The sequence below is a fragment of the Martinezella multihospitum genome, from assembly GCF_900094585.1.
GTDB classification, from domain to species: domain Bacteria; phylum Pseudomonadota; class Alphaproteobacteria; order Rhizobiales; family Rhizobiaceae; genus Rhizobium; species Rhizobium multihospitium.
Genome location: NZ_FMAG01000005.1, coordinates 269911 through 288094 on the forward strand (window position 1 = coordinate 269911; position 18184 = coordinate 288094).

Genomic DNA, 18184 nt, shown 5'->3' on the forward strand with positions numbered 1-18184 from the left:
GGCGTGTCGGTGATTGCGGCGCAAGTGATGGGATTTTCCGCCATTTGCAGCCAATGATCACGTCGGCATCACCGACTTGTCATTTGCGGGCGTCTTCACCCTCGACAAAAGTGAACACGTTAACGACCAAAGGAGTGACGCCTTGAAACTGATGAAAGTCGCTGTCATCGCCCTGCCAATCATGGCCGCTGCTATGCCGGCTTTTGCCGAGCGCGCCTATTCGCCGCAAGAGCAGAAGAACAAGGAAATCGTTCTGGATTTCTACCAGAAGGCGCTGAACGACAAGGATTTCGCCGCGGCTTCCAAATATCTCGGCAAATACATCCAGCACAATCCGATGGCCGCCGATGGTCCCGAAGGCCTGCGCGGTTTCCTCGAATATCTGAAGAAGAACTATCCGCAGTCGAAGAGCGAGATCAAGCGCGTGATGGTCGACGGCGACTTTGTGATCCTGCGCGTCCATGCCATTCGCCAACCGGGCGACCGCGGCAGCGCCATCGTCGATATTTTCCGCGTCGAGGACAACAAGATCCAGGAACACTGGGACTCGGTGCAGCCGATCCCCGAGACATCGAAGAACAACAATACGATGTTCTGAGTGAAAGGGCCGCAAGGGATATAGCGCCTGCGGCCCGTTCTTATCCATTCAAAGCATGCCGGCGACGATAATTGCGCCGTGAAAAGGCGCCGTCAGGTCCGCGTGATCGACAGGCCGCCATCGACCAGCGAAGCCGTGCCGCTGACGAAGCTTGCATCATCTGAAGCGAGATAGAGGACCGAGCGAGCGATCTCCTCGGGGCCGGCGACGCGCTTCAGCGCATGCAGATTGGTTATGAAAGCCTGCTTTTCGGCCGTATCGTTCATGTCGCGATACATATCGGTGTCGACCGCACCCGGCAGTATGGCATTGACGCGCACATTCTGCGGGCCAAATTCGGCGGCGAGTGTTTGCGTCAGGCCGATCAGGCCGGATTTGCTGGCGGCATAGGCGGCAACGCCGGGGAAGCTCACGGTATGGCCGACAAAGGTCGAGGTGAAAATCACCGAGCCGCCGCCATGCTTGATCATTTCGCCAATTTGGTGCTTGGCAGCCAGGAACGACGCAGTGAGGTTGATCGCCAGTGCCTCGGCAAAGCCTGCCTCGGAGACCTCGGTGCTGGGGCCTGCCTCGCCGAGCGTGCCGGCATTGTTGAAGGCAATGTCGAGCTTGCCGTAGCGCTCGACCGCAAGGGCGACCAGCGCCTTGTGATAGTCTTCCGAGCGCACATCGCCGGCCAGGACGGCTGCTTCACCGCCGGCGGCCTTGATTTCGGCGGCAAGGCTTTCCAGTTCTGCGGCGCGGCGAGCGCCGACGACAACCCTGGCGCCTTCGGCGGCGAAAAGCTTTGCCGTGGTGCGGCCAATACCGGAACTGGCGCCGGTAACGATTGCGACTTTTCCATTCAAGCGGTTCATTGTTCCATCTCCTGTGTGAGGACGTGTCTTTCGGTTTGTCCGATACGTGGAAGATGGCCTTTTCCGATCGTTCGGATTAGTCTGCAGATAATGGAATTCGAATTCGGAATTGCCGAACGATGTTGAAAATCGAAGGGATCGTGACATTCGTGACTGTAGCCGAGGCCGGCTCGATCAGCGAGGCCGCGCGACGCCTGCGCCTGTCGAAATCCGTCGTCAGCGAACGACTGTCGGACATGGAGAAGGCGTTGGGGGCAACCCTGCTTCATCGCACCACCCGCAAGCTGACGCTGACGGAAGATGGCGCCGCCTTTCTGCAGCGCGCGACCCGCATCGCGCAGGAGGTTCGCGAGGCGGCTGCCGATCTCGCCGAGCGGCGCGGCACGCTGATGGGGCCGTTGCGCATCGCGGCACCCGTCACCTTCGGCCGCCTGCATCTGGGGCCTGCTCTTTATCCGTTTCTCGCCGAGCATCCGGAGATCGAGCTGACACTCGATCTTGACGACCGCCGCGTCGATGCCGCCTCGGATGGCTATGATGCGATCATCCGCCATGGCCTGATCGCCGACTCGCGTTTAGTTGCCTGGAAGCTCGCGCGCAGTCGCCGCCTTCTCGTGGCTTCGCCGGACTATCTCAGTCGCCACGGCGGGCCCACTTCGCTATCCGATCTCGAAGATCATCGCGGCATCTTCTACACCAATCGTGGCGTCGCGGACTGGCGTTTCGATGGGCCGGACGGTGCTGTCGTCATCCGTGCGAAGCTGGCACTGGGCGTCAACAACGGCGATGTCCTTCACGATGCAGCGATCGCCGGGCTCGGCGTTGCTTTGCTGCCGGCCTTCATCGCGGGGCCTTCCGTGAGGGAAGGGCGGCTTGTCGAGATCGATGTCGGCTATCGGCCGGAGCCGGAGTTCATCTTCATGGCCCATCCGGAAGGACGCAATCCCTCGGCCAAACTTCGGGCCATCGCCGATCATCTGAAGAAGGCATTCGGCGATCCGCCCTATTGGGAACGCGGCGCATAATTAAAGCATTTCCAGGAAAAGTGCGTAGCGGTTTTCCGTCCGAAGTGCGTAAGGAAACGCTCTATGCAATCAGGCTCATCAGATTGGCGATGACGGGCGATCTCTGCGCCTTGAGGCTAGCAAGGCCGAGACGCGCCACGACCGGCGGTCCATCAATCGGCCGGTAGGCGACGCCATCGAGCTTGATCTGTGCGATCGAAGCCGGAACGATGGAAACGCCGAGATTGGCGGCGACGAGATTGACGACGGATGGGATCTGCGGCGCCTCCTGCGTCACGACGAGGTCGAAGCCCGCCTCGCGGCAGGCACCAACGATATCGTCATAGAGGCTGAGCCCCACCATGCGCGGGAAGAGGATGAAGGGCTCGCCCGCAAGCGCCGCAATCGGCACGGGCTCCTTTTTCGCCAATGGATGATGGGCCGGCAGCGCGATCAGCATCGGCTCGTCGGCAAAGCGCTTCAGGCGCACATCCCGCGGATCTTCCAGGCCCGGGCGAATGAAAGCCGCATCGATTTCGCCACGCATCAGCCGTTCCATCAGTGCGTTGGTGTTCATTTCGGTCAGCGACAGCCGCACTTCCGGCCAATGCCCCCGAAACTCGCGAATGGTTGCTGTGACGATGGTGTTGAAGGCGGAGGAGGCGGTGAAGCCGAGCGAGAGACGACCGATTTCGCCGCGATTGGCGCGCTGGGCGGCAAGTTTCGCCTTTTCCGCCGCATCAATGGCCGTTCTCGCCTCGGCCAGAAAGGCCTCTCCGGCCGCCGTCAGCTCCGCACCGTGCGGCACGCGATGGAACAGTTGTGCGCCTACCTCGTTTTCAAGGTCCCCGATCTGCTGGCTGAGCGGCGGCTGGCCGATACCGAGATTGGCAGCCGCGCGGGTGAAGTTTCCCACCTCCGCGAGTGCCAGAAAATAGCGGATATGACGCAGCTCCATCGCTATCTCCAAAAGCTATTGAGATCGCCTGTTCCATATATTGGACTAATGGAGCTGATCTGGCTAGATTTCGGGGCAAGAAAGGTTGGGTGCCCCATGTCTCGCGCCGCTGGCAAGCAGGAAATCGCTGCTTCCGAAGTTCCATCAGGCCCCGAATTGACGCTCGTGAAGAGCGAGCTGTTGGCGGAGCCTCGTCAATTCCTGACACGCGGCACGCCCGCATTCCGCCGCGCGACCATTGCGTTGTTTCTCTCGGGCTTTGCGACTTTCTCGCTGCTTTATTGCGTGCAGCCGCTGATGCCGATCTTTTCCGAGGATTTCGGTGTCACGCCTGCCGCAAGCTCGCTGTCGCTGTCGCTTTCCACCGGTTTCCTGGCCTTCGCGATCTTCGGCGCCGCTGCCGTTTCCGAAAGCCTCGGCCGCCGCAGCCTGATGTTCATTTCGCTGCTCGGCGCGGCCATCTGTACGATTGTCTGCGCGGTGTCGCCGAGCTGGCACATGCTCCTCGCCGTTCGCGCCCTTGAGGGGTTCCTACTGGGCGGGGTCCCGGCCGTCGCGATGACTTATCTGGCCGAGGAGATCGAGCCGCGCGGCCTTGGCGGCGCCATGGGCCTCTATATTGCCGGCAATGCCTTCGGCGGCATGGCCGGTCGCGTTGTGACAGGTACGATCGCCGAATATCTGAGCTGGCGGCCGGCGCTGGCAACGGTCGGCATTCTCGGCCTGATCGCCGCCATCGGCTTCCTCTACCTCCTGCCGCCGTCGCGCAATTTCACCCCGCGCAAGGGCTTCGATGCCGCCTTCCACATAAAGGCCTGGGGTGGCCATTTCGGCAATGCGGCGCTGCCGCTGCTCTTTGCCATTGGCTTCCTCGTCATGGGTTCCTTCGTCACGGTCTATAATTATGCCGGCTTCCGTCTGGTCGCCGATCCCTATGATCTCAACCAGACCGAATTGGGCCTGATCTTCACCGCCTATCTCTTCGGCATCGTCGCCTCCTGGGCAGCCGGTCTTCTCGGCGACCGCATCGGCCATTTCATCGTGCTGCCGATTGGCGTGCTGATCGCAGCACTCGGTGCAGCGGTCACGCTTTCCAGCTCGCTGCCGCTGATCATTCTTGGCATCGTTCTGGTGACGATTGGCTTCTTCATGGCCCATTCCGCCGCCAGTGCGCTGGTGGGGCGGCTGGCCCATGGCTTCAAGGGCCACGCCTCCTCGCTCTACCTGCTCGCCTATTATCTCGGCTCCAGCATAGCGGGCTCGGTCGGCGGCTATTTCTGGCTTGCCGATGGCTGGAATGCCGTCGTTGCCTTCATCCTCGTCATGCTGGCACTATGTCTCGCCAGTGCCCTTGCCGTCGCCAGGCTGGCGCGTCGTTGAAGCCGGAGGCCGCCATGATCCGTATCGACCATCTCGATCATCTGGTGCTCACGGTCGCGAGCATCGAGGAGAGCTGCGATTTCTATGCCCGCGTCCTCGGCATGGGTGTCGGAACCTTTGGCGAGGGCCGCAAGGCCTTGACCTTCGGCAACCAGAAAATCAACCTGCACCGCGCCGGGCATGAGTTCGAGCCCAAGGCTGATAGACCCACGCCCGGTTCGGCCGACCTTTGCTTCATCAGCACGACGCCGCTGGACGATGTCATCGCTCACCTCAAGGCCGAGGGCGTTGCGATCATGGAAGGCCCCGTTCGCCGTACCGGCGCGACCGGCCCCATTCTCTCGGTCTATTTCCGCGATCCCGATCAAAACCTGATCGAAGTCTCCAACATCGTTTCCTGAGATTGCACGCCGTCTGGCCCTTCTTGACATCGCTCGCTCACCACCTATATTAAACCAATAAGTTAATTAACTTTATGGTTTATTAAATAGCATGGACACATTGAGCATGACCCTCTCGGCCCTGGCCGATCCGACCCGCCGGGCCATCCTGGCGCGGCTGGCGACTGGCGAGGCGTCCGTCTCCGAGCTGGCCGAACCCTTCGACATGTCGCTGGTTGCCGTTTCCAAGCATCTGAAGGTCTTGGAGAAAGCCGGCCTGATCTCGAAGGGGAGGGAGGCGCAATGGCGGCCCTGCCGGCTGGAGCTGAAGCCGCTGCGGCAGGTGGATGACTGGCTGGAGAGCTACCGGCAATTCTGGAACGACAATCTCGATCGCCTGGAAGCCTACGCGGCGCTATTGCAAAAGGGAGGAACGGATGAGCCCAGCAACTGACGGCGGCAGCGTGCGCCAGCCGCGTGAGATCGTGCTGACCAGAGACATTGCCGCGCCACGAGGTTTACTCTTTCGTCTCTGGACGGAGCCCCAACACCTGATGCGCTGGTGGGGGCCGCAGACCACGACCGCCTCGTCCGTCTCTGTGGATTTGCGTGAAGGCGGCACCTGGCGGCACTGCATTCTCACGGCAGAAGGCAGGGAATATTGGAGCCACGGACGCTATCTCGAAATTGTCCCGCCGGAGCGCCTTGTCTTCACCTTCGCCTGGGAAAACCAGGAAGGAAAGCCCGAACACCCGATGCAGGTTACCGTGGAGTTCCATGAGCTTGGCGAGAAGACGCGCCTCGTCTTCCGCAAGGTCGAATTGCCTGACGATACCGAGCTGAGATTGCAGACCGGCGGCTGGGAGCAGGCCCTCGACAAATACGTCGCTTACGCAGAAGCCACCTCAAGGGAAGGATGAGAGTGATGAAGAAGACCTATCACGGAAGCTGCCATTGCGGCGCCGTCAGTTATGAAGCCGATCTCGATCTGCAGGGCGGCACCTTCAAATGCAATTGCTCGATCTGCAAGAAGAAGCGCAATTGGCTGGCCGTCGCCACGCCTGCCGATTTCCGCCTGACGTCGGGTGACGACAGGATCGGCGAATATCAATTCGGCCCGCGCATCCTGCATCACCTCTTCTGCAAGACTTGCGGCATCAGCTCTTTCAACTGGGGTGAAAATCCCGTACTCGGCGGCAAGTTCTATGCGATCAGCATCAGCTGCCTGGATGATGCCACCGATGAGGAACTAGCAGCACTTCCGGTGGGATACTTCGACGGCCGCGACGACCGCTTCGATCGAGCACCGGAGGAAACACGCTATCTTTAGCCGTTTGCCAAGGACTCCCAGTCCTCAAATCGCAGCTTGGGAACACGTTCGAACTCTCTGACATTCCGCGTTATCAGGATCAGATCGCGGGCCATCGCCTGGCCCGCGATCAGGACGTCATAGGCGCCAATCGGGGTGCCGAGAGTAGCCAAATTGGCACGTATTTCGCCTGCCGCGCGGGCATCTTCCTTATCGAAGTCCAGCGTTTCGAATTGCAGGGCTTCGACACGACCAAGGTTCTCGGCAACACGCTGACCCTTGTAAGCGCCATAAAACAGTTCGTGTGCAACGATAGACGGAACCGCGAAATCTTGCGGCTTATGTCTGCGAAGCTCGCTGACGAAGCTGGAGTGACCTTTCATCAAGGCGATGACGGCATTGCTATCGAGCAGATACTTCACTTGAAGATATCCAGCTCTGGACGTTGCTGCTCGGCGGGCTGTTCGGCCACTGCGTCTTCAAAGTCTTGATCGAGCGGCCCCGTAACAGCTTCCAACCAACCCCAATCTTCGGCGATCGGCTCCAGAATAATTGCTTTTCCCTGCCGTCGGATGCGCACTTCCTCGCCATCGAGGCGGAAGTCCTTCGGCAAACGCACGGCCTGCGAGCGGCCGGACCAGAAGATTTTTGCGGTGTCCATGCCATAACTCCCTTGAGATATGACATTGATATATAGCATCAGGAGCGCCATTTCAATTCGGGGCGTCACGATCCTGATTTTGTCGCAAGCCAGATGACATGACGCGCGCCTGTCTTGCCATTGGCGCGCGTATTGACCACCTCGGCGGCGAAACCGCTGTCGCGCAGGCGTCTCGTAAAGCGCTCGTCCGGTCCTGACGACCAGACCGCAAGGATGCCGCCGGGGCGTAGTGCATCGCGCGCGGCCTTCAGGCCCTGATAATCGTAGAGGCCGTCATTGGCCTCCGAGGTGATGCCGTCGGGACCGTTGTCGACATCGAGCAGGATGGCGTCATAGGCAGTCTTGCGGACGCGGATGAGTGGACGCACATCGCCTTCGTGGATCGCGACGCGGGGATCGTCGAGGCAGCCGTCGAAGACCGTTGCCATCGGCCCGCGTGCCCAGGAAACGACCGCCGGAACCAGCTCCGCAACCGTGACCTTGGCGTCCGCCCCGAGTTCGCCGAGAGCCGCGCGCAGGGTAAAGCCCATGCCAAGGCCGCCGATCAGCAGATGCGGCGCCTTCCGGTCCTTGATCTTCTCGCAGGAAAGCGTCGCCAGCGCCCGCTCGGAGCCGCTGAGCCGGCTGTTCATCAGCTCGTTGGTGCCGAGCATGATGGAAAATTCCTGGCCGCGCTGCTTCAGGCGCAGCTCGCCGCCGCCAGGGATTTTCGCAGTATCAAGCAACGTCCAGGGGATCACGGGCAACTCTCAATTCATCTAAAGTTGCCCGGGACCATAGTCTCTGAATGTCGCTAAGAACAGACGCGCCTATCCCAAACGGATATAGGGCACATCCTTTTTCGCAACTTCATCAAGCGCTTCCTCGTAGCCGGCATCGGCATAGCGCATGACGCCGAGTGCCGTGTCGTTGGTCAGCGCATGGTCGAGCCGTTCGTCGGCGGCTTGGGTGCCATCGGCAACCACGGTGACGCCGCAGCTCGTCATGTAGCCGGCATAGCCGCCGCCGCCGGAATGAACGACGACGAGGTCGGCCATGGACGAGCAGAGCATCATGGCGTCGATCAGCGGCCAATCGGCGATGGCGTCGGAGCCGTCCTTCATGCGCTCGGTCATGATGTTCGGATGCGCCATGGCGCCGGCATCGAGATGGTCGCGCGAAAAGGCGATCGGACCTTTGAGTTCACCGCTTGCCACAAGCTCGTTGACGCGGCGGGCAAGTGCGGTGCGCTCGCCATGACCGAGCCATGCGATACGGGCCGGCAGGCCTTCGAAGGGCACGTGCTCGCGGGCGAGTTTGATCCAGTTGGTGATGATCTTGTTGTCCGGGAACATCTCCAGCAGCAGATCGTCGATGTGGGCGATATCGCTCTCCTCGCCGGAAAGCGCCATCCAGCGGAAGGGGCCGATGGCGCGGCAGAAGAGCGGCCGCAAATAGGCTTCGGTGAAGATCGGGATATCGAAGGCGTTAGTGACGCCGCCTTCCTTCGCCTGCGTGCGGATGAGGTTGCCGTTGTCGAAGACTTCGGAGCCCTTTTTCTGGAAATCCAGCATGGCCTTCACATGCTCGACGATCGAGGCGCGGCTGGCGGCCATCAGCTGGCCCTGGCCATCGTCGCGAAGGTCTTTGACCTGTTGCAAATTCATGCCCTTCGGCACGTAGCCATAGACGAGATCGTGGGCGGAAGTCTGGTCGGTGACGATATCGGGCACGATGCCGCGCCGCGCGATCTCGGGATAGATCTCGGCTGCATTGCCGACGAGGCCGACGGACAGTGCCCGCTTCTCCTTGACCGCCGCGTCGATCATCGCCAGCGCGGAATCGAGATCCGGGGCGATCTCCTGCAGATAGCCGATTTCCTGGCGCTTCCTGGCGCGCTCCGCATCGATATCGACGCAGAGGATCGCGGCTCCCGCCATGCGGCCGGCGAGCGGCTGCGCGCCGCCCATGCCGCCGAGACCGGCCGTCAGCACGAAACGGCCGAAGAGATCGCCGCCGAACCGGCGCTCGGCGATGCGCATGAAGATCTCGTAGGTTCCCTGGATCACGCCCTGGCTGCCGATATATTGCCAGGCGCCGGCTGTAAGCCCGCCCCAGCAGATCAGCCCCTTGCGCTGCAGCTCGTAGAACACCTCGGCCTTTGCCCATTGCCCCACGATGTTGCAGTTCGCCATGATGACGAGCGGCGCCTTGTCATGTGTGCGGATGAGGCCGATCGGCTTGCCGGACTGGATGAGCAGGGTCTGGTTCTCATCCATTTCGGTCAGCGCCTTGACGATGCCCTTGTGCGCCGCCCAGTTGCGGGCGGCCTTGCCGAGAGCGGCATAGACGACGAGATTGTCGGGATCTTCGCCGACCGAGAGCACGTTTTCGAGCAGGCGCAGCAGGGCCTCCTGCCGCCAGCCCTTGGCACGCAGCTCCGGGCCGCCCGGAATGGGGAATTTCGGGTGACGTGGATTGGCTTTCGGCATGGATTTCCCTTCCCTGATTTCTTTGTTGTTTCGGCGGCCCGGCTATTTCGGCGGCAGGCCTTCGACGAAGTCCAGCGCGGCCAGAAGCAGCCGCTTGCGCAGCACGTCGTTGCCATAGGCCTCTGGCCCGGCGCGCACCCAGCCCTGCATTGTCCGGCCGCCCATCTGCATGCGGTTGACGTCGTGCTGCTGAACCGCCCAGCTATCGTTGCCCTTGCCGAGGCGGATCAGCATCCCGTCTTCGCGCGCGCCGCACAGCAGATGGCCGTTGAGCAGAAAGGCCCAGCCGCCGAACATCGCTTTTTCGCTAAGCCCGGGCCGTGGTCCGAACTCTTCTCTCAGCAATTCTTCGAGACCTGCGTCACGCGCCATCTGCGCCTCCCGCGCTTTTCAGCCTTTCTTGCCGGCCAGAGCGAATTTGGCGATCTCGATCCCCATGGCCTTTTCCACGGAGGGATAGACGGTGGGATCAAGCACGCTGGCCGAGAGCGGAATGATGTCCATCGGCACATGCAGGATGAAGACGTTCATGCCCTCATGCAGCTGGCCGACACTCAAGGGCTCGCCTTCCGGCGACAGTGTCGTGATGACGGAGGGGAAGGTTGCCAGGCGCTTGCCGCCTGTATCCTCGACCGCCATATACTCGTTCATCACATGCATGATGACGGCCTTATCGCTGCTGCCGACGGTGACGGTGCCGATGTCGAAGGCTTCCTTCGTGTAGACGACATCCTTCCTGGTGATCGTCCCTTCGGCCAGGATATGACCGCCCGTCGTCTTGCAGATGGCGTCGATGACGGCACTGCCACCCTTCTTTTCCGCCTCGATGATTGCTTCGCCGAGCGAAAGCGCCATTGAGATGCCGCCGAGCGCCGCGTGGGTGCGAACGTAAGAAGCGCGCAAGGGATTGCGGCAGGAGGCGATGAAACCGCCGGACTGGTCGGAGGCCGCGCGCAGGATCGGCGAAATCTTCGCCGTCGCGCCCTTCACGACCAGCTCGATATAGCGGTTTTCGGCGCGGTTGCCGCCGACGGCGGTCTGGATCATCTGTTCTGGCGAGCCGGCCATGCCGATCGAGCCCATGTCGCCCGTTGGATGGGCACGAATATCGCCGACGGCGTCCACCACCTTCGTTCCAAGGATGGCCGATGGCAGCCAGCCGTTCAGCGTCGAGGACTTGCCGTTCTGGCCGATGATCAGGCCGGAAAGCTGCTCGCCAAGCTCGTCCTGCAGCAGCTGTGCGGCCTTGACGTAGTCGATGCCTTGCATTTCCCATGGGGTCGTGGAGGCCGGCGCGCCGATGGCGGCAGCCGTCGCGATCCAGTCATTGTCGTTGAGTTCGTCGATCGACACCAGCTCCGGCTTGCCGACATTGACGGCCGCATAGCCGAGCATGCGTCCATGATCGGCCCAGCCGCCACCGCCTGCGGCGTAAACGGAGCCGCCCTTGACGGCCGCTTCCACATCCTTGGCAACGAGTACGCGTCCCATTGGCTACTCCCGGTTCTGTTTGAGGTTCTTGTCCATGTCGCGCACCGCTTCGAAGAGCACGGCGGCGCCCATGGCGATGTCGTCATTCTCGGCCCATTCCTCGGCGCAATGGCTGCGGCCCTCCTTGCAGGGCACGAAGATCATGGCGGCTGGCGCGACCTTGGCGATCCAGGCCGTGTCGTGGCCGGCGCCGGAGGCCATGCGGCGATGCTTGGCGCCAACAGTCTCGCAGGCGCGCTCCAGCGTTTCGAGCAGCACGGGAGCGCCCGGCGTCGGCATATTGTCGGAGACGCGCACCGGCGCGTTGATCGTGACGCCATAGTCGGCGGCGATGGTCTTCACCTCACCGTCGATCCAAGCGAGGAACTCTTCCATGTCGCCACGGATTTCGGCGCGCCCATCAATCAGCAGCACGACCTTCGAGGGCACGACATTGGCGGCATTCGGCTCGATGCGGAATTCGCCGACGGTGGCAGCAAAATGGCCCGGCGTCTTCGCCTGCTCAGCCGCCCTCTGCCGGATATCCAGCACGAGCTGAGAAGCGGCCACCAGCGCGTCGGCGCGTCGATCCATCGGCGTCGTGCCCGCATGGTCGGCGCGGCCTTCAACGGTGATTTCGATGCGGGTGATGCCGGCGATCGCGGTGACGATGCCGATATCCTTGTTCTCGGCCTCAAGCACCGGACCCTGCTCGATATGCAGCTCCAGGAAGCCGGCGAGATCAGGACGCTTCTGGGCAAGCAGCACGGAGGGATCACCGCCGACTTCGGCAATGCCCTGCGACAGCGTGCGGTCGCCGCTCATGCGGGAAAGCCAGGCCTCGGGGATCTGCCCGGTCATGCCGCGGCTGCCGATGCAGGAGACGCCGAAGATACTGACTTCCTCGGCGAGGAAATCGACGATCTCCAGATCATGATCGAGCTCGATGCCGCGATCCTTCAAGGAGCGCACCACTTCAAGTGCTGCAATCGTGCCGGCAATGCCATCGAAGCGGCCGCCATCGGGAACAGTGTCGGAATGCGAGCCGACAAGGATTGTGCCGAGGCCGGGCTTGGCACCGGCGCGGCGGCCGATCAGATTGCCGGCAGCATCCATGCGCGTCTCAAGACCGGCTGCCTTCATCCGCGCCTCGATATAGGCTCGCCCTTCGAGGAAGAGCGGCGAGAAGGCGCGGCGCGTCCAGGGATGGCCCGGCTCGGTAATGCCGGCAAGCGCATCGATGTCCTCAGCGATACGATCGGCGTTGACGGGCAGGTTGTGGCGCTTGGGATCGGTCATCGGGTTGCATCTCCGGCAAGAACTTGGCGAGGCAAGGGACGCACGAAGCTGCCGGAGCCGGGTTCGGCCAGCACCTTCTGTCCCTCTGTAATCTGCTTGCCTCTAAGGTAGGCGGCCGACACAGTCCAGGGTAGGCGGATGCCGTTATAGGGGCTCCAGCCGACGACGTTGTTGCCGCTTGCGGCTGCGTCATAAACCATTTCGCGCGGCTCCAGCACGACGATATCGGCGTCTTTGCCTGGTGTCAGCGCACCCTTGATATGGTCGAGGCGAAAATGCTTAGCCGGGTTTTCCGCCATCAGCTTCGCGGCCCAGGTGAGTGGTACGCCGCGTTCCAGGGCACCCTTGACGAAGAGCGGCACCATGACCTCCAGGCCCGGCACGCCGGAAGCATTCGCCAGCATGTCCGGATTGGTTTTGCGGTTTTCCGACCAGCTGACGTGGTCGGTCGAGACGAGCCAGACATTGCCCTCCGCCACCTTGCGCCACAAGGTTTCCACTTCGGCGCGCGGCCGGATCGGCGGATTAATTTTCGCCTTGCCGCCCAGACGCCGCACATCGTTTTCCTCGTCGAGCGTCAGGTAATGGATGCAGCATTCGACCGTGGCTTCGAAGCCATCGCGGCGATAGGCACGGGCGATGTCGTAGCCGCGGCCGAGCGAGCAATGCACGACATGGGCCGGACAGCCGGTATCCGCGCCCGTCTCGAAGATCGTGTGCATGGCGAGCAGCTCGGTGATCGGCGGACGGGACAGGCCGTGAGCGCGATAGTCGGTGACGCCGCTCGCCTTCACCTGCTCCGTATAAGTGCGAACGGCTTCGTCGTCTTCGTTGTGGACGCCGGCGGTCAGGCCGGTCGGCGCGATTGCGGCGAAGCAGGCATCGAGCAGGGCAGGCGGAATGCGCGGGAAACGCTTGGGATCGGTGCCGAAGGTGGAGAATTTGAAGGCGGCAACGCCGGCCTCGACCATTTCGGCGATGCGTGCCGGGCCTTCTTCCGGGTCGATCGTGCCATAGAGGGCAAAGTCGACGCGCGATTGCGGCGCGGCGTGGTCGATCTTCTTCTTCACCGATGCTGCCGAGCAGACGAGATTGCCTTCGTCATAGGGCATGTCGACGATGGTGGTGACACCTCCGGCGGCGGCCGAACGCGTCGACCAGATGAAGTCTTCCTGATCCTTCTGCGATAGCGAATGCACCTGCGCATCGATTGCGCCTGGCAGGATCAGCGCCTTGCCGAGCAGATGCCGTTCGCGGGCGGCCGGCGGCACGCCGATGCCGATCTCGGCGATCTTGCCGTCACGCACGGCGACATAGCCGGCTTCCACGATGCGTTCGGGCAGAACCACGGTGCCTTGCAGAACAAGATCGAAATCGGCCATGTGCATTCTCTCCGCCGGTCGGTTGGTTCAAGTCGGTTGGTTCAGATAGCAACGGTGTCGCGATAAAGTCGCTCCTCGACCCGCTCCAGCGAGCCGAGCGCGAAGAAGTCATCATAGGCAAGGATCGGCTTGTGGGCGATCATTTCCGAGATGAAGGCCTCGGACGCCAGTTCCTCTTCGATGGCCTCGACTTCGGCCGAAAGCGGGCGGTCGACGACATAGAAATCCGCATGTTTGCGTACGACGTCATAGAGCATGCGCGCCACGCCCTCCGGCTTGTCGCCGAGAATGTCCATCGCCTGCGCCGACAACAGCGCTTCCAGCGCCGCCAGGCGCTTGAGCGCCCGCATCTGCCTTTCGAAACGCTCAATGACCAGCGGCAGGAAGGCGGCCTCGTCCTCCATCCCTGCTGCCACCACGAGCGACTGCGCGGAAACCGGATTGGACATGGAGAGCACGCGCGAGAAGATCTCGCCGGCAAGCTTGATGATCGGGCCGAAACCGGTCGCGATCCTGCCATCCGGCACGAGGTTGACCGGCAGGCCGCGACGCTGCCCGTTGCCGAGCAGGACGCAGCGATTGAACGAGTTGCGCGCGGCATGCGCCATACAGATGAGTGCACCCTCAAGCAGAATGGTGACATCGAGCGGAAGAGAGCCGCCCGATGTCATGACACGTCCGTCGACGATGACGGGATTGTCGTCGGAGCGGCCGGTGGCGGCGAGGATCTTGTGGCCCGCCGTCAGGAGGTTCTCGATGACGGCGCCGAAGACCTGAGCGATCATGCGCAGGCTCAGCGGGTCCTGCACATGGGTCGCGACCGGCCAGGGCCATTCATCCGAGGCATTGCAGAGCCACGCGCCGATCAGGGCCTCGCGGGGAGTGCCGACATGGCGCACCGAAATCCAGGGGTCGCGCGAGGTGCCGAGCGCGCCGGCCGCCATCATGCCGGTCGCAAGCAGGACACGGATCGAGGCGGCGGCATTGCGGGTTGTCTCCGCGGCAGCGGCGAAGCTGACGGCATTGACGCTGAGCGAGGCCAGGCTATCGCGCGGCATCATTCTAACGGGGGCGATGCCTGCCGCATCGAAGGCATCGGCGGCCTGCATGCGGCGGCCGCGATAGACGGCTTCGCCGACGCCGGTCAGAACCGCGCCGATCTGGCCCATCAGGCCGATATCGGCGCAGCCGATCGAGCCGGTGCGGCGCACCACGGGAATGACGTCGGAGCCTAGCAGCTGCAGATAGGCTTCGATCAGCTCCTGCGAGCATCCGACCAGGCCGGTCAGAGCCGTATTGACGCGGATCGCCATGGCGTTGCGCACGACTGACATTGAAAAGGGGGCACCGGTGCCGAAATGATGGGCGCGCACGAGCCCGAGATTGAAGGCATCGAGATCTTCCGGAGACCATTCGACATCCTTCATGGCGCCGACGCCGGTGGTGGAGCCATAGACCGGCATGCAGGATTGGATCGTGCTTTCAAGAACGCTACGCGCCAGCCGCACCCGAGCCATGCCGGTTTCCGATGCCGAGGGCAGGGCAACACCCGCCCCGATCCGCACCAGATCGCTGAACCCGAGGGGTTGCCCGGTGAGTTCGATGCCGGCTCTCTGACGCTCCATGTCTTTTGTTCTCCTTTTTCGCAAGGCTATGCGAGCCTTATCGCCAATGGGATATCCCAAATGGCGAACACCTCAATAGGCGGCATGGAGCTGAATTTTGAGGCGAGTCAGGCCGACACGCAACTCTGTGTTTGCGTGGGCATCATCTCAGGGAGGAGAAAACGGGGATGTAGGCCTTGCAGCTTAGCTCAGATGCCAGGCGATATAGAGCAGCGTTAGCGCGATCACCCACAGCGCAAGGCGGCCGGAGCGGCTGTGCTTGGCTTCCGACTTGCCGATCGCTTCCGCCGTCTGCGGATCGAAGCGCAGGCCGTTTTCGCTCATGTGCAGAAGCTCGTGATGGAATTTCTCCGTCTTGGCAGCGATTTCGGGTGCCGCTTCAGCAAGCTTCACGGCAGCCTTCAACCCGTCCTTCAGATCGGTCATGATCCGCTTCGGGCCGAGATTGGTGCGGATCCAGTCACCCACGACTGGTTCTGATGCTTTCCACATGTTGAAGCGCGGATTGAGCATGCGCGACACACCCTCGACCACGACCATGGTCTTCTGCAGCATCACCAGCTCGGGTCGCGTCTCCATGTCGAAGAGCTCGGTCACTTCGAAAAGCAGGGTCAGAAGCTTGCCCATGGAGATGGTTTCGGCCGGCTGGCCGTGGATCGGCTCGCCGATCGCGCGGATGGCCTGCGCAAAGCTCTCCGTATTGTGGTGAGCGGGCACGTAGCCGGCCTCGAAATGCACCTCGGCCACCCGGATATAATCGCGGGTGATGAAGCCGTAGAGGATTTCGGCGAGGAAGCGGCGCTCCTTCCTGCCCAGGCGGCCGACGATGCCCATGTCGACCGCGACGATCATGCCGGCGGGATCGACGAAGAGATTGCCGGGATGCATGTCGGCATGGAAGAAGCCGTCGCGCAGCGTGTGGCGCAGGAAGGACTGGATCAGCGTATCGGCAAGCGTATTGAGATCGTGTCCGGCGGCCTTCAGCCCCTCGACGTCGGACATCTTCACGCCGTCGATCCACTCCATGGTGATGACGTCGCGGCCGGTGCGTTCCCAATCCACCTTGGGGACGCGGAAGCCCGGATCCTTCTCGGTATTCTCGGCGATTTCCGAAAGTGCCGCCGCTTCCAGCCGCAGATCCATCTCGACCTTGGTGGTCTGCTCCAGCGTCTTCGTCACTTCCACCGGGCGCAGGCGCCGGCTGGAGGGCATGAAGCGTTCCTGCATCCCCGCCACGAGATACATTGCCTTGATATCGTTGGAGAAGCGCTGGCGCACGCCTGGCCGGACCACTTTGACCGCAACGCGCTTGCGCCCTTCGGTCGTGTCGATCTCCGCCGGATGCACCTGTGCGATCGAGGCGGCGGCAATCGGCTCGCCGAAGCTGGCATAGAGGTCGTCGATCCGCCGGCCAAGTGACGATTCGATCGCCGCCGTTGCCGTTTCATGCGGAAAGAAGGCCATACGGTCCTGCAGCTGCGACAGGTCGTTGGCCATATCGACGCCGACGACGTCGGGCCGCGTTGCCAGGAACTGGCCGATCTTCACATAGGACGGGCCGAGCCGTTCGACCGCCTTGGCAAGCCGGTCGCTGCGCGCCTGGCTCTTCGCCTTCCGGCGAGCGAAGATGCTGACGAAGGATTTGGCAAGGCTGACGGAGGGCGGCAGCCCTTCGGACGGCAGCGCCATGACCACGCCTTCGCGCACGAGCACCCAGCCGACCCGGACAAGGCCGAAATATGCGCTGAAAGCGGTCATAGCGCCTCAAGGTCTCGGTAAGCGGAGGCCGCAAGCCGGGTCAGATGGCTCGATATCATGCTTCAGAGCTTCCAGCCGGAGTGCAGCGCAGCGATGCCGCCGGTATAGTTGGTAAAGCTCACGCGCGAGAAACCGGCCTCGCGGATCATCGTCGCGAAGTCCTGCTGATTCGGGAATTTGCGGATCGATTCCACCAGATACTGATAGGGCTCTGCGTCGCCCGTGATCGCCTTGCCGAACTTCGGGATGGCGTTGAAGGACCATGTGTCATAGACGCGGTCGAGCAGAGGCAGATCGACTTCGGAAAATTCGAGCACGAGCAGGCGGCCGCCGCGCTTCAGCACACGATAGGCTTCCTTCAGCGCCACATCGATGCGCGGCACATTGCGGATGCCGAAGGCGATCGTATAGGCGTCGAAGGAGTTCGGCTCGAAAGGCAGCTCCTCGGCGTTCGCCTCGACGAAGGTGAGGTTGTCGGAGAGCTTCTTCTTCTCGGCGCGCTCGGCGCCGACGCCGAGCATCGAGCCGTTGATGTCGAGCACGGTTGCATGTGCAAGCCGGTTGGAGGCCTCCACGATGCGGAAGGCGATGTCTCCCGTGCCGCCGGCGACGTCGAGCACCTTGTAGGCGGGGTCCTTACGCGGGTTGAGCGCTGCGACCATTCCATCCTTCCAGGCGCGATGCATGCCCATGGACATGACGTCATTCATGACGTCATAGCGCTTGGCGACCTTGTGGAACACCTCGTTGACGAGGCCCTGCTTTTCGCCGTCGGCGACTTCGCGGAAGCCATAGGATGTTTCCATGCCGCCATCGGCGGAGGTGCGGCTGTCTGCCATCGGCTCAACTCCGTTACATTACAGCGCCGCGCGTCATTTATGGCGCGCAAAGGTCGATGTAACACTTTAAACTCGCTGCATAATTCTCTCCTTAAATCGATTCCGGTCTAAGGAATTATGCAGTATTCAGCGGCGGACCATAGCGAAATCGCGTTTGCCACGCTATCTCATCAGCCAGATCACCAGCCACGTT

Annotated in this window: 20 protein-coding genes; 7 read left to right on the forward strand and 13 right to left on the reverse strand. The window is 62.2% G+C overall.

Annotated elements, in window-relative coordinates:
* The first annotated feature begins 151 nt into the window (after window positions 1–151).
* Window positions 152–598 carry a nuclear transport factor 2 family protein gene (locus GA0061103_RS21870; protein ID WP_208603555.1) on the forward strand — a complete coding sequence of 149 codons (447 nt, stop codon included), beginning with the start codon at window positions 152–154 and terminating at the stop codon, window positions 596–598.
* Between the two features lie 92 nt (window positions 599–690).
* Here GA0061103_RS21870 and GA0061103_RS21875 read toward each other — a convergent pair whose 3' ends face one another.
* On the reverse strand, window positions 691–1455 hold the full coding sequence (locus GA0061103_RS21875) for an SDR family oxidoreductase (RefSeq protein WP_092714904.1): 765 nt from the start codon (window positions 1453–1455) through the stop codon (window positions 691–693).
* A gap of 119 nt (window positions 1456–1574) precedes the next feature.
* Here GA0061103_RS21875 and GA0061103_RS21880 point away from each other — a divergent pair, with 119 nt between their 5' ends.
* Window positions 1575–2480 carry a LysR family transcriptional regulator gene (locus tag GA0061103_RS21880; protein ID WP_092714906.1) on the forward strand — a complete coding sequence of 302 codons (906 nt, stop codon included), beginning with the start codon at window positions 1575–1577 and terminating at the stop codon, window positions 2478–2480.
* A gap of 61 nt (window positions 2481–2541) precedes the next feature.
* Here GA0061103_RS21880 and GA0061103_RS21885 read toward each other — a convergent pair whose 3' ends face one another.
* Window positions 2542–3417, reverse strand: a complete 876-nt coding sequence (locus GA0061103_RS21885) for a LysR family transcriptional regulator (protein WP_092714907.1) — start codon at window positions 3415–3417, stop codon at window positions 2542–2544.
* A gap of 96 nt (window positions 3418–3513) precedes the next feature.
* On the opposite strand from GA0061103_RS21885, the gene GA0061103_RS21890 reads away from it, so the two are divergent.
* The 5 genes from GA0061103_RS21890 (at window position 3514) to GA0061103_RS21910 (ending at window position 6507) form a co-directional block, all read left to right on the forward strand.
* Window positions 3514–4797, forward strand: coding sequence for an MFS transporter (locus GA0061103_RS21890; protein WP_092714909.1), 1284 nt, complete (start codon window positions 3514–3516; stop codon window positions 4795–4797).
* Window positions 4798–4811: 14 nt separating this feature from the next.
* A complete protein-coding gene (locus GA0061103_RS21895) occupies window positions 4812–5198 on the forward strand; it encodes a VOC family protein (RefSeq protein WP_092714911.1) in 387 nt (128 codons plus the stop codon).
* A gap of 91 nt (window positions 5199–5289) precedes the next feature.
* Window positions 5290–5631 carry an ArsR/SmtB family transcription factor gene (locus tag GA0061103_RS21900; RefSeq protein ID WP_092714913.1) on the forward strand — a complete coding sequence of 114 codons (342 nt, stop codon included), beginning with the start codon at window positions 5290–5292 and terminating at the stop codon, window positions 5629–5631.
* Window positions 5615–6097 carry an SRPBCC family protein gene (locus GA0061103_RS21905; protein WP_092714915.1) on the forward strand — a complete coding sequence of 161 codons (483 nt, stop codon included), beginning with the start codon at window positions 5615–5617 and terminating at the stop codon, window positions 6095–6097. The genes GA0061103_RS21900 and GA0061103_RS21905 overlap by 17 nt, the downstream gene beginning before the upstream one ends.
* A 5-nt stretch (window positions 6098–6102) precedes the next feature.
* Window positions 6103–6507 (forward strand): GFA family protein, encoded by a 405-nt coding sequence (locus GA0061103_RS21910; protein ID WP_092714917.1) that lies wholly within the window; start codon window positions 6103–6105, stop codon window positions 6505–6507.
* Here the strand turns inward: GA0061103_RS21910 and GA0061103_RS21915 are convergent.
* The 11 genes from GA0061103_RS21915 to ubiE form a co-directional block, all read right to left on the reverse strand.
* On the reverse strand, window positions 6504–6908 hold the full coding sequence (locus GA0061103_RS21915) for a type II toxin-antitoxin system VapC family toxin (RefSeq protein ID WP_092714919.1): 405 nt from the start codon (window positions 6906–6908) through the stop codon (window positions 6504–6506). The two genes, GA0061103_RS21910 and GA0061103_RS21915, sit on opposite strands and share 4 nt — an antisense overlap.
* Window positions 6905–7147 (reverse strand): antitoxin, encoded by a 243-nt coding sequence (locus GA0061103_RS21920; RefSeq protein WP_092714921.1) that lies wholly within the window; start codon window positions 7145–7147, stop codon window positions 6905–6907. Before GA0061103_RS21920 ends, GA0061103_RS21915 begins: the two co-directional genes overlap by 4 nt.
* A 65-nt stretch (window positions 7148–7212) precedes the next feature.
* On the reverse strand, window positions 7213–7887 hold the full coding sequence (locus GA0061103_RS21925) for a spermidine synthase (RefSeq protein ID WP_092714922.1): 675 nt from the start codon (window positions 7885–7887) through the stop codon (window positions 7213–7215).
* Between the two features lie 69 nt (window positions 7888–7956).
* A complete protein-coding gene (locus GA0061103_RS21930; protein WP_092714924.1) occupies window positions 7957–9618 on the reverse strand; it encodes a thiourocanate hydratase in 1662 nt (553 codons plus the stop codon).
* Between the two features lie 42 nt (window positions 9619–9660).
* Window positions 9661–9990, reverse strand: a complete 330-nt coding sequence (locus tag GA0061103_RS21935; RefSeq protein ID WP_092714926.1) for a TfoX/Sxy family protein — start codon at window positions 9988–9990, stop codon at window positions 9661–9663.
* A gap of 18 nt (window positions 9991–10008) precedes the next feature.
* On the reverse strand, window positions 10009–11109 hold the full coding sequence (locus tag GA0061103_RS21940; RefSeq protein ID WP_092714928.1) for a thiohydantoin desulfurase: 1101 nt from the start codon (window positions 11107–11109) through the stop codon (window positions 10009–10011).
* Window positions 11110–11112: 3 nt separating this feature from the next.
* Window positions 11113–12387, reverse strand: a complete 1275-nt coding sequence (locus tag GA0061103_RS21945; protein ID WP_092714930.1) for a Zn-dependent hydrolase — start codon at window positions 12385–12387, stop codon at window positions 11113–11115.
* A complete protein-coding gene (locus tag GA0061103_RS21950) occupies window positions 12384–13769 on the reverse strand; it encodes a dihydroorotase (protein ID WP_092714931.1) in 1386 nt (461 codons plus the stop codon). Before GA0061103_RS21950 ends, GA0061103_RS21945 begins: the two co-directional genes overlap by 4 nt.
* Before the next feature lie 41 nt (window positions 13770–13810).
* Complete coding sequence (locus GA0061103_RS21955) at window positions 13811–15394, reverse strand: aromatic amino acid lyase (RefSeq protein WP_092714933.1); 1584 nt, start codon at window positions 15392–15394, stop codon at window positions 13811–13813.
* A 183-nt stretch (window positions 15395–15577) separates the two neighbouring features.
* Window positions 15578–17152: a 2-polyprenylphenol 6-hydroxylase gene (gene ubiB / locus GA0061103_RS21960; RefSeq protein ID WP_092714935.1), complete on the reverse strand. Its 1575-nt coding sequence runs from the start codon at window positions 17150–17152 to the stop codon at window positions 15578–15580.
* 62 nt (window positions 17153–17214) lie between these two features.
* Window positions 17215–17991 (reverse strand): bifunctional demethylmenaquinone methyltransferase/2-methoxy-6-polyprenyl-1,4-benzoquinol methylase UbiE, encoded by a 777-nt coding sequence (ubiE, locus tag GA0061103_RS21965; protein ID WP_092714936.1) that lies wholly within the window; start codon window positions 17989–17991, stop codon window positions 17215–17217.
* Between the last annotated feature and the right edge of the window lie 193 nt (window positions 17992–18184).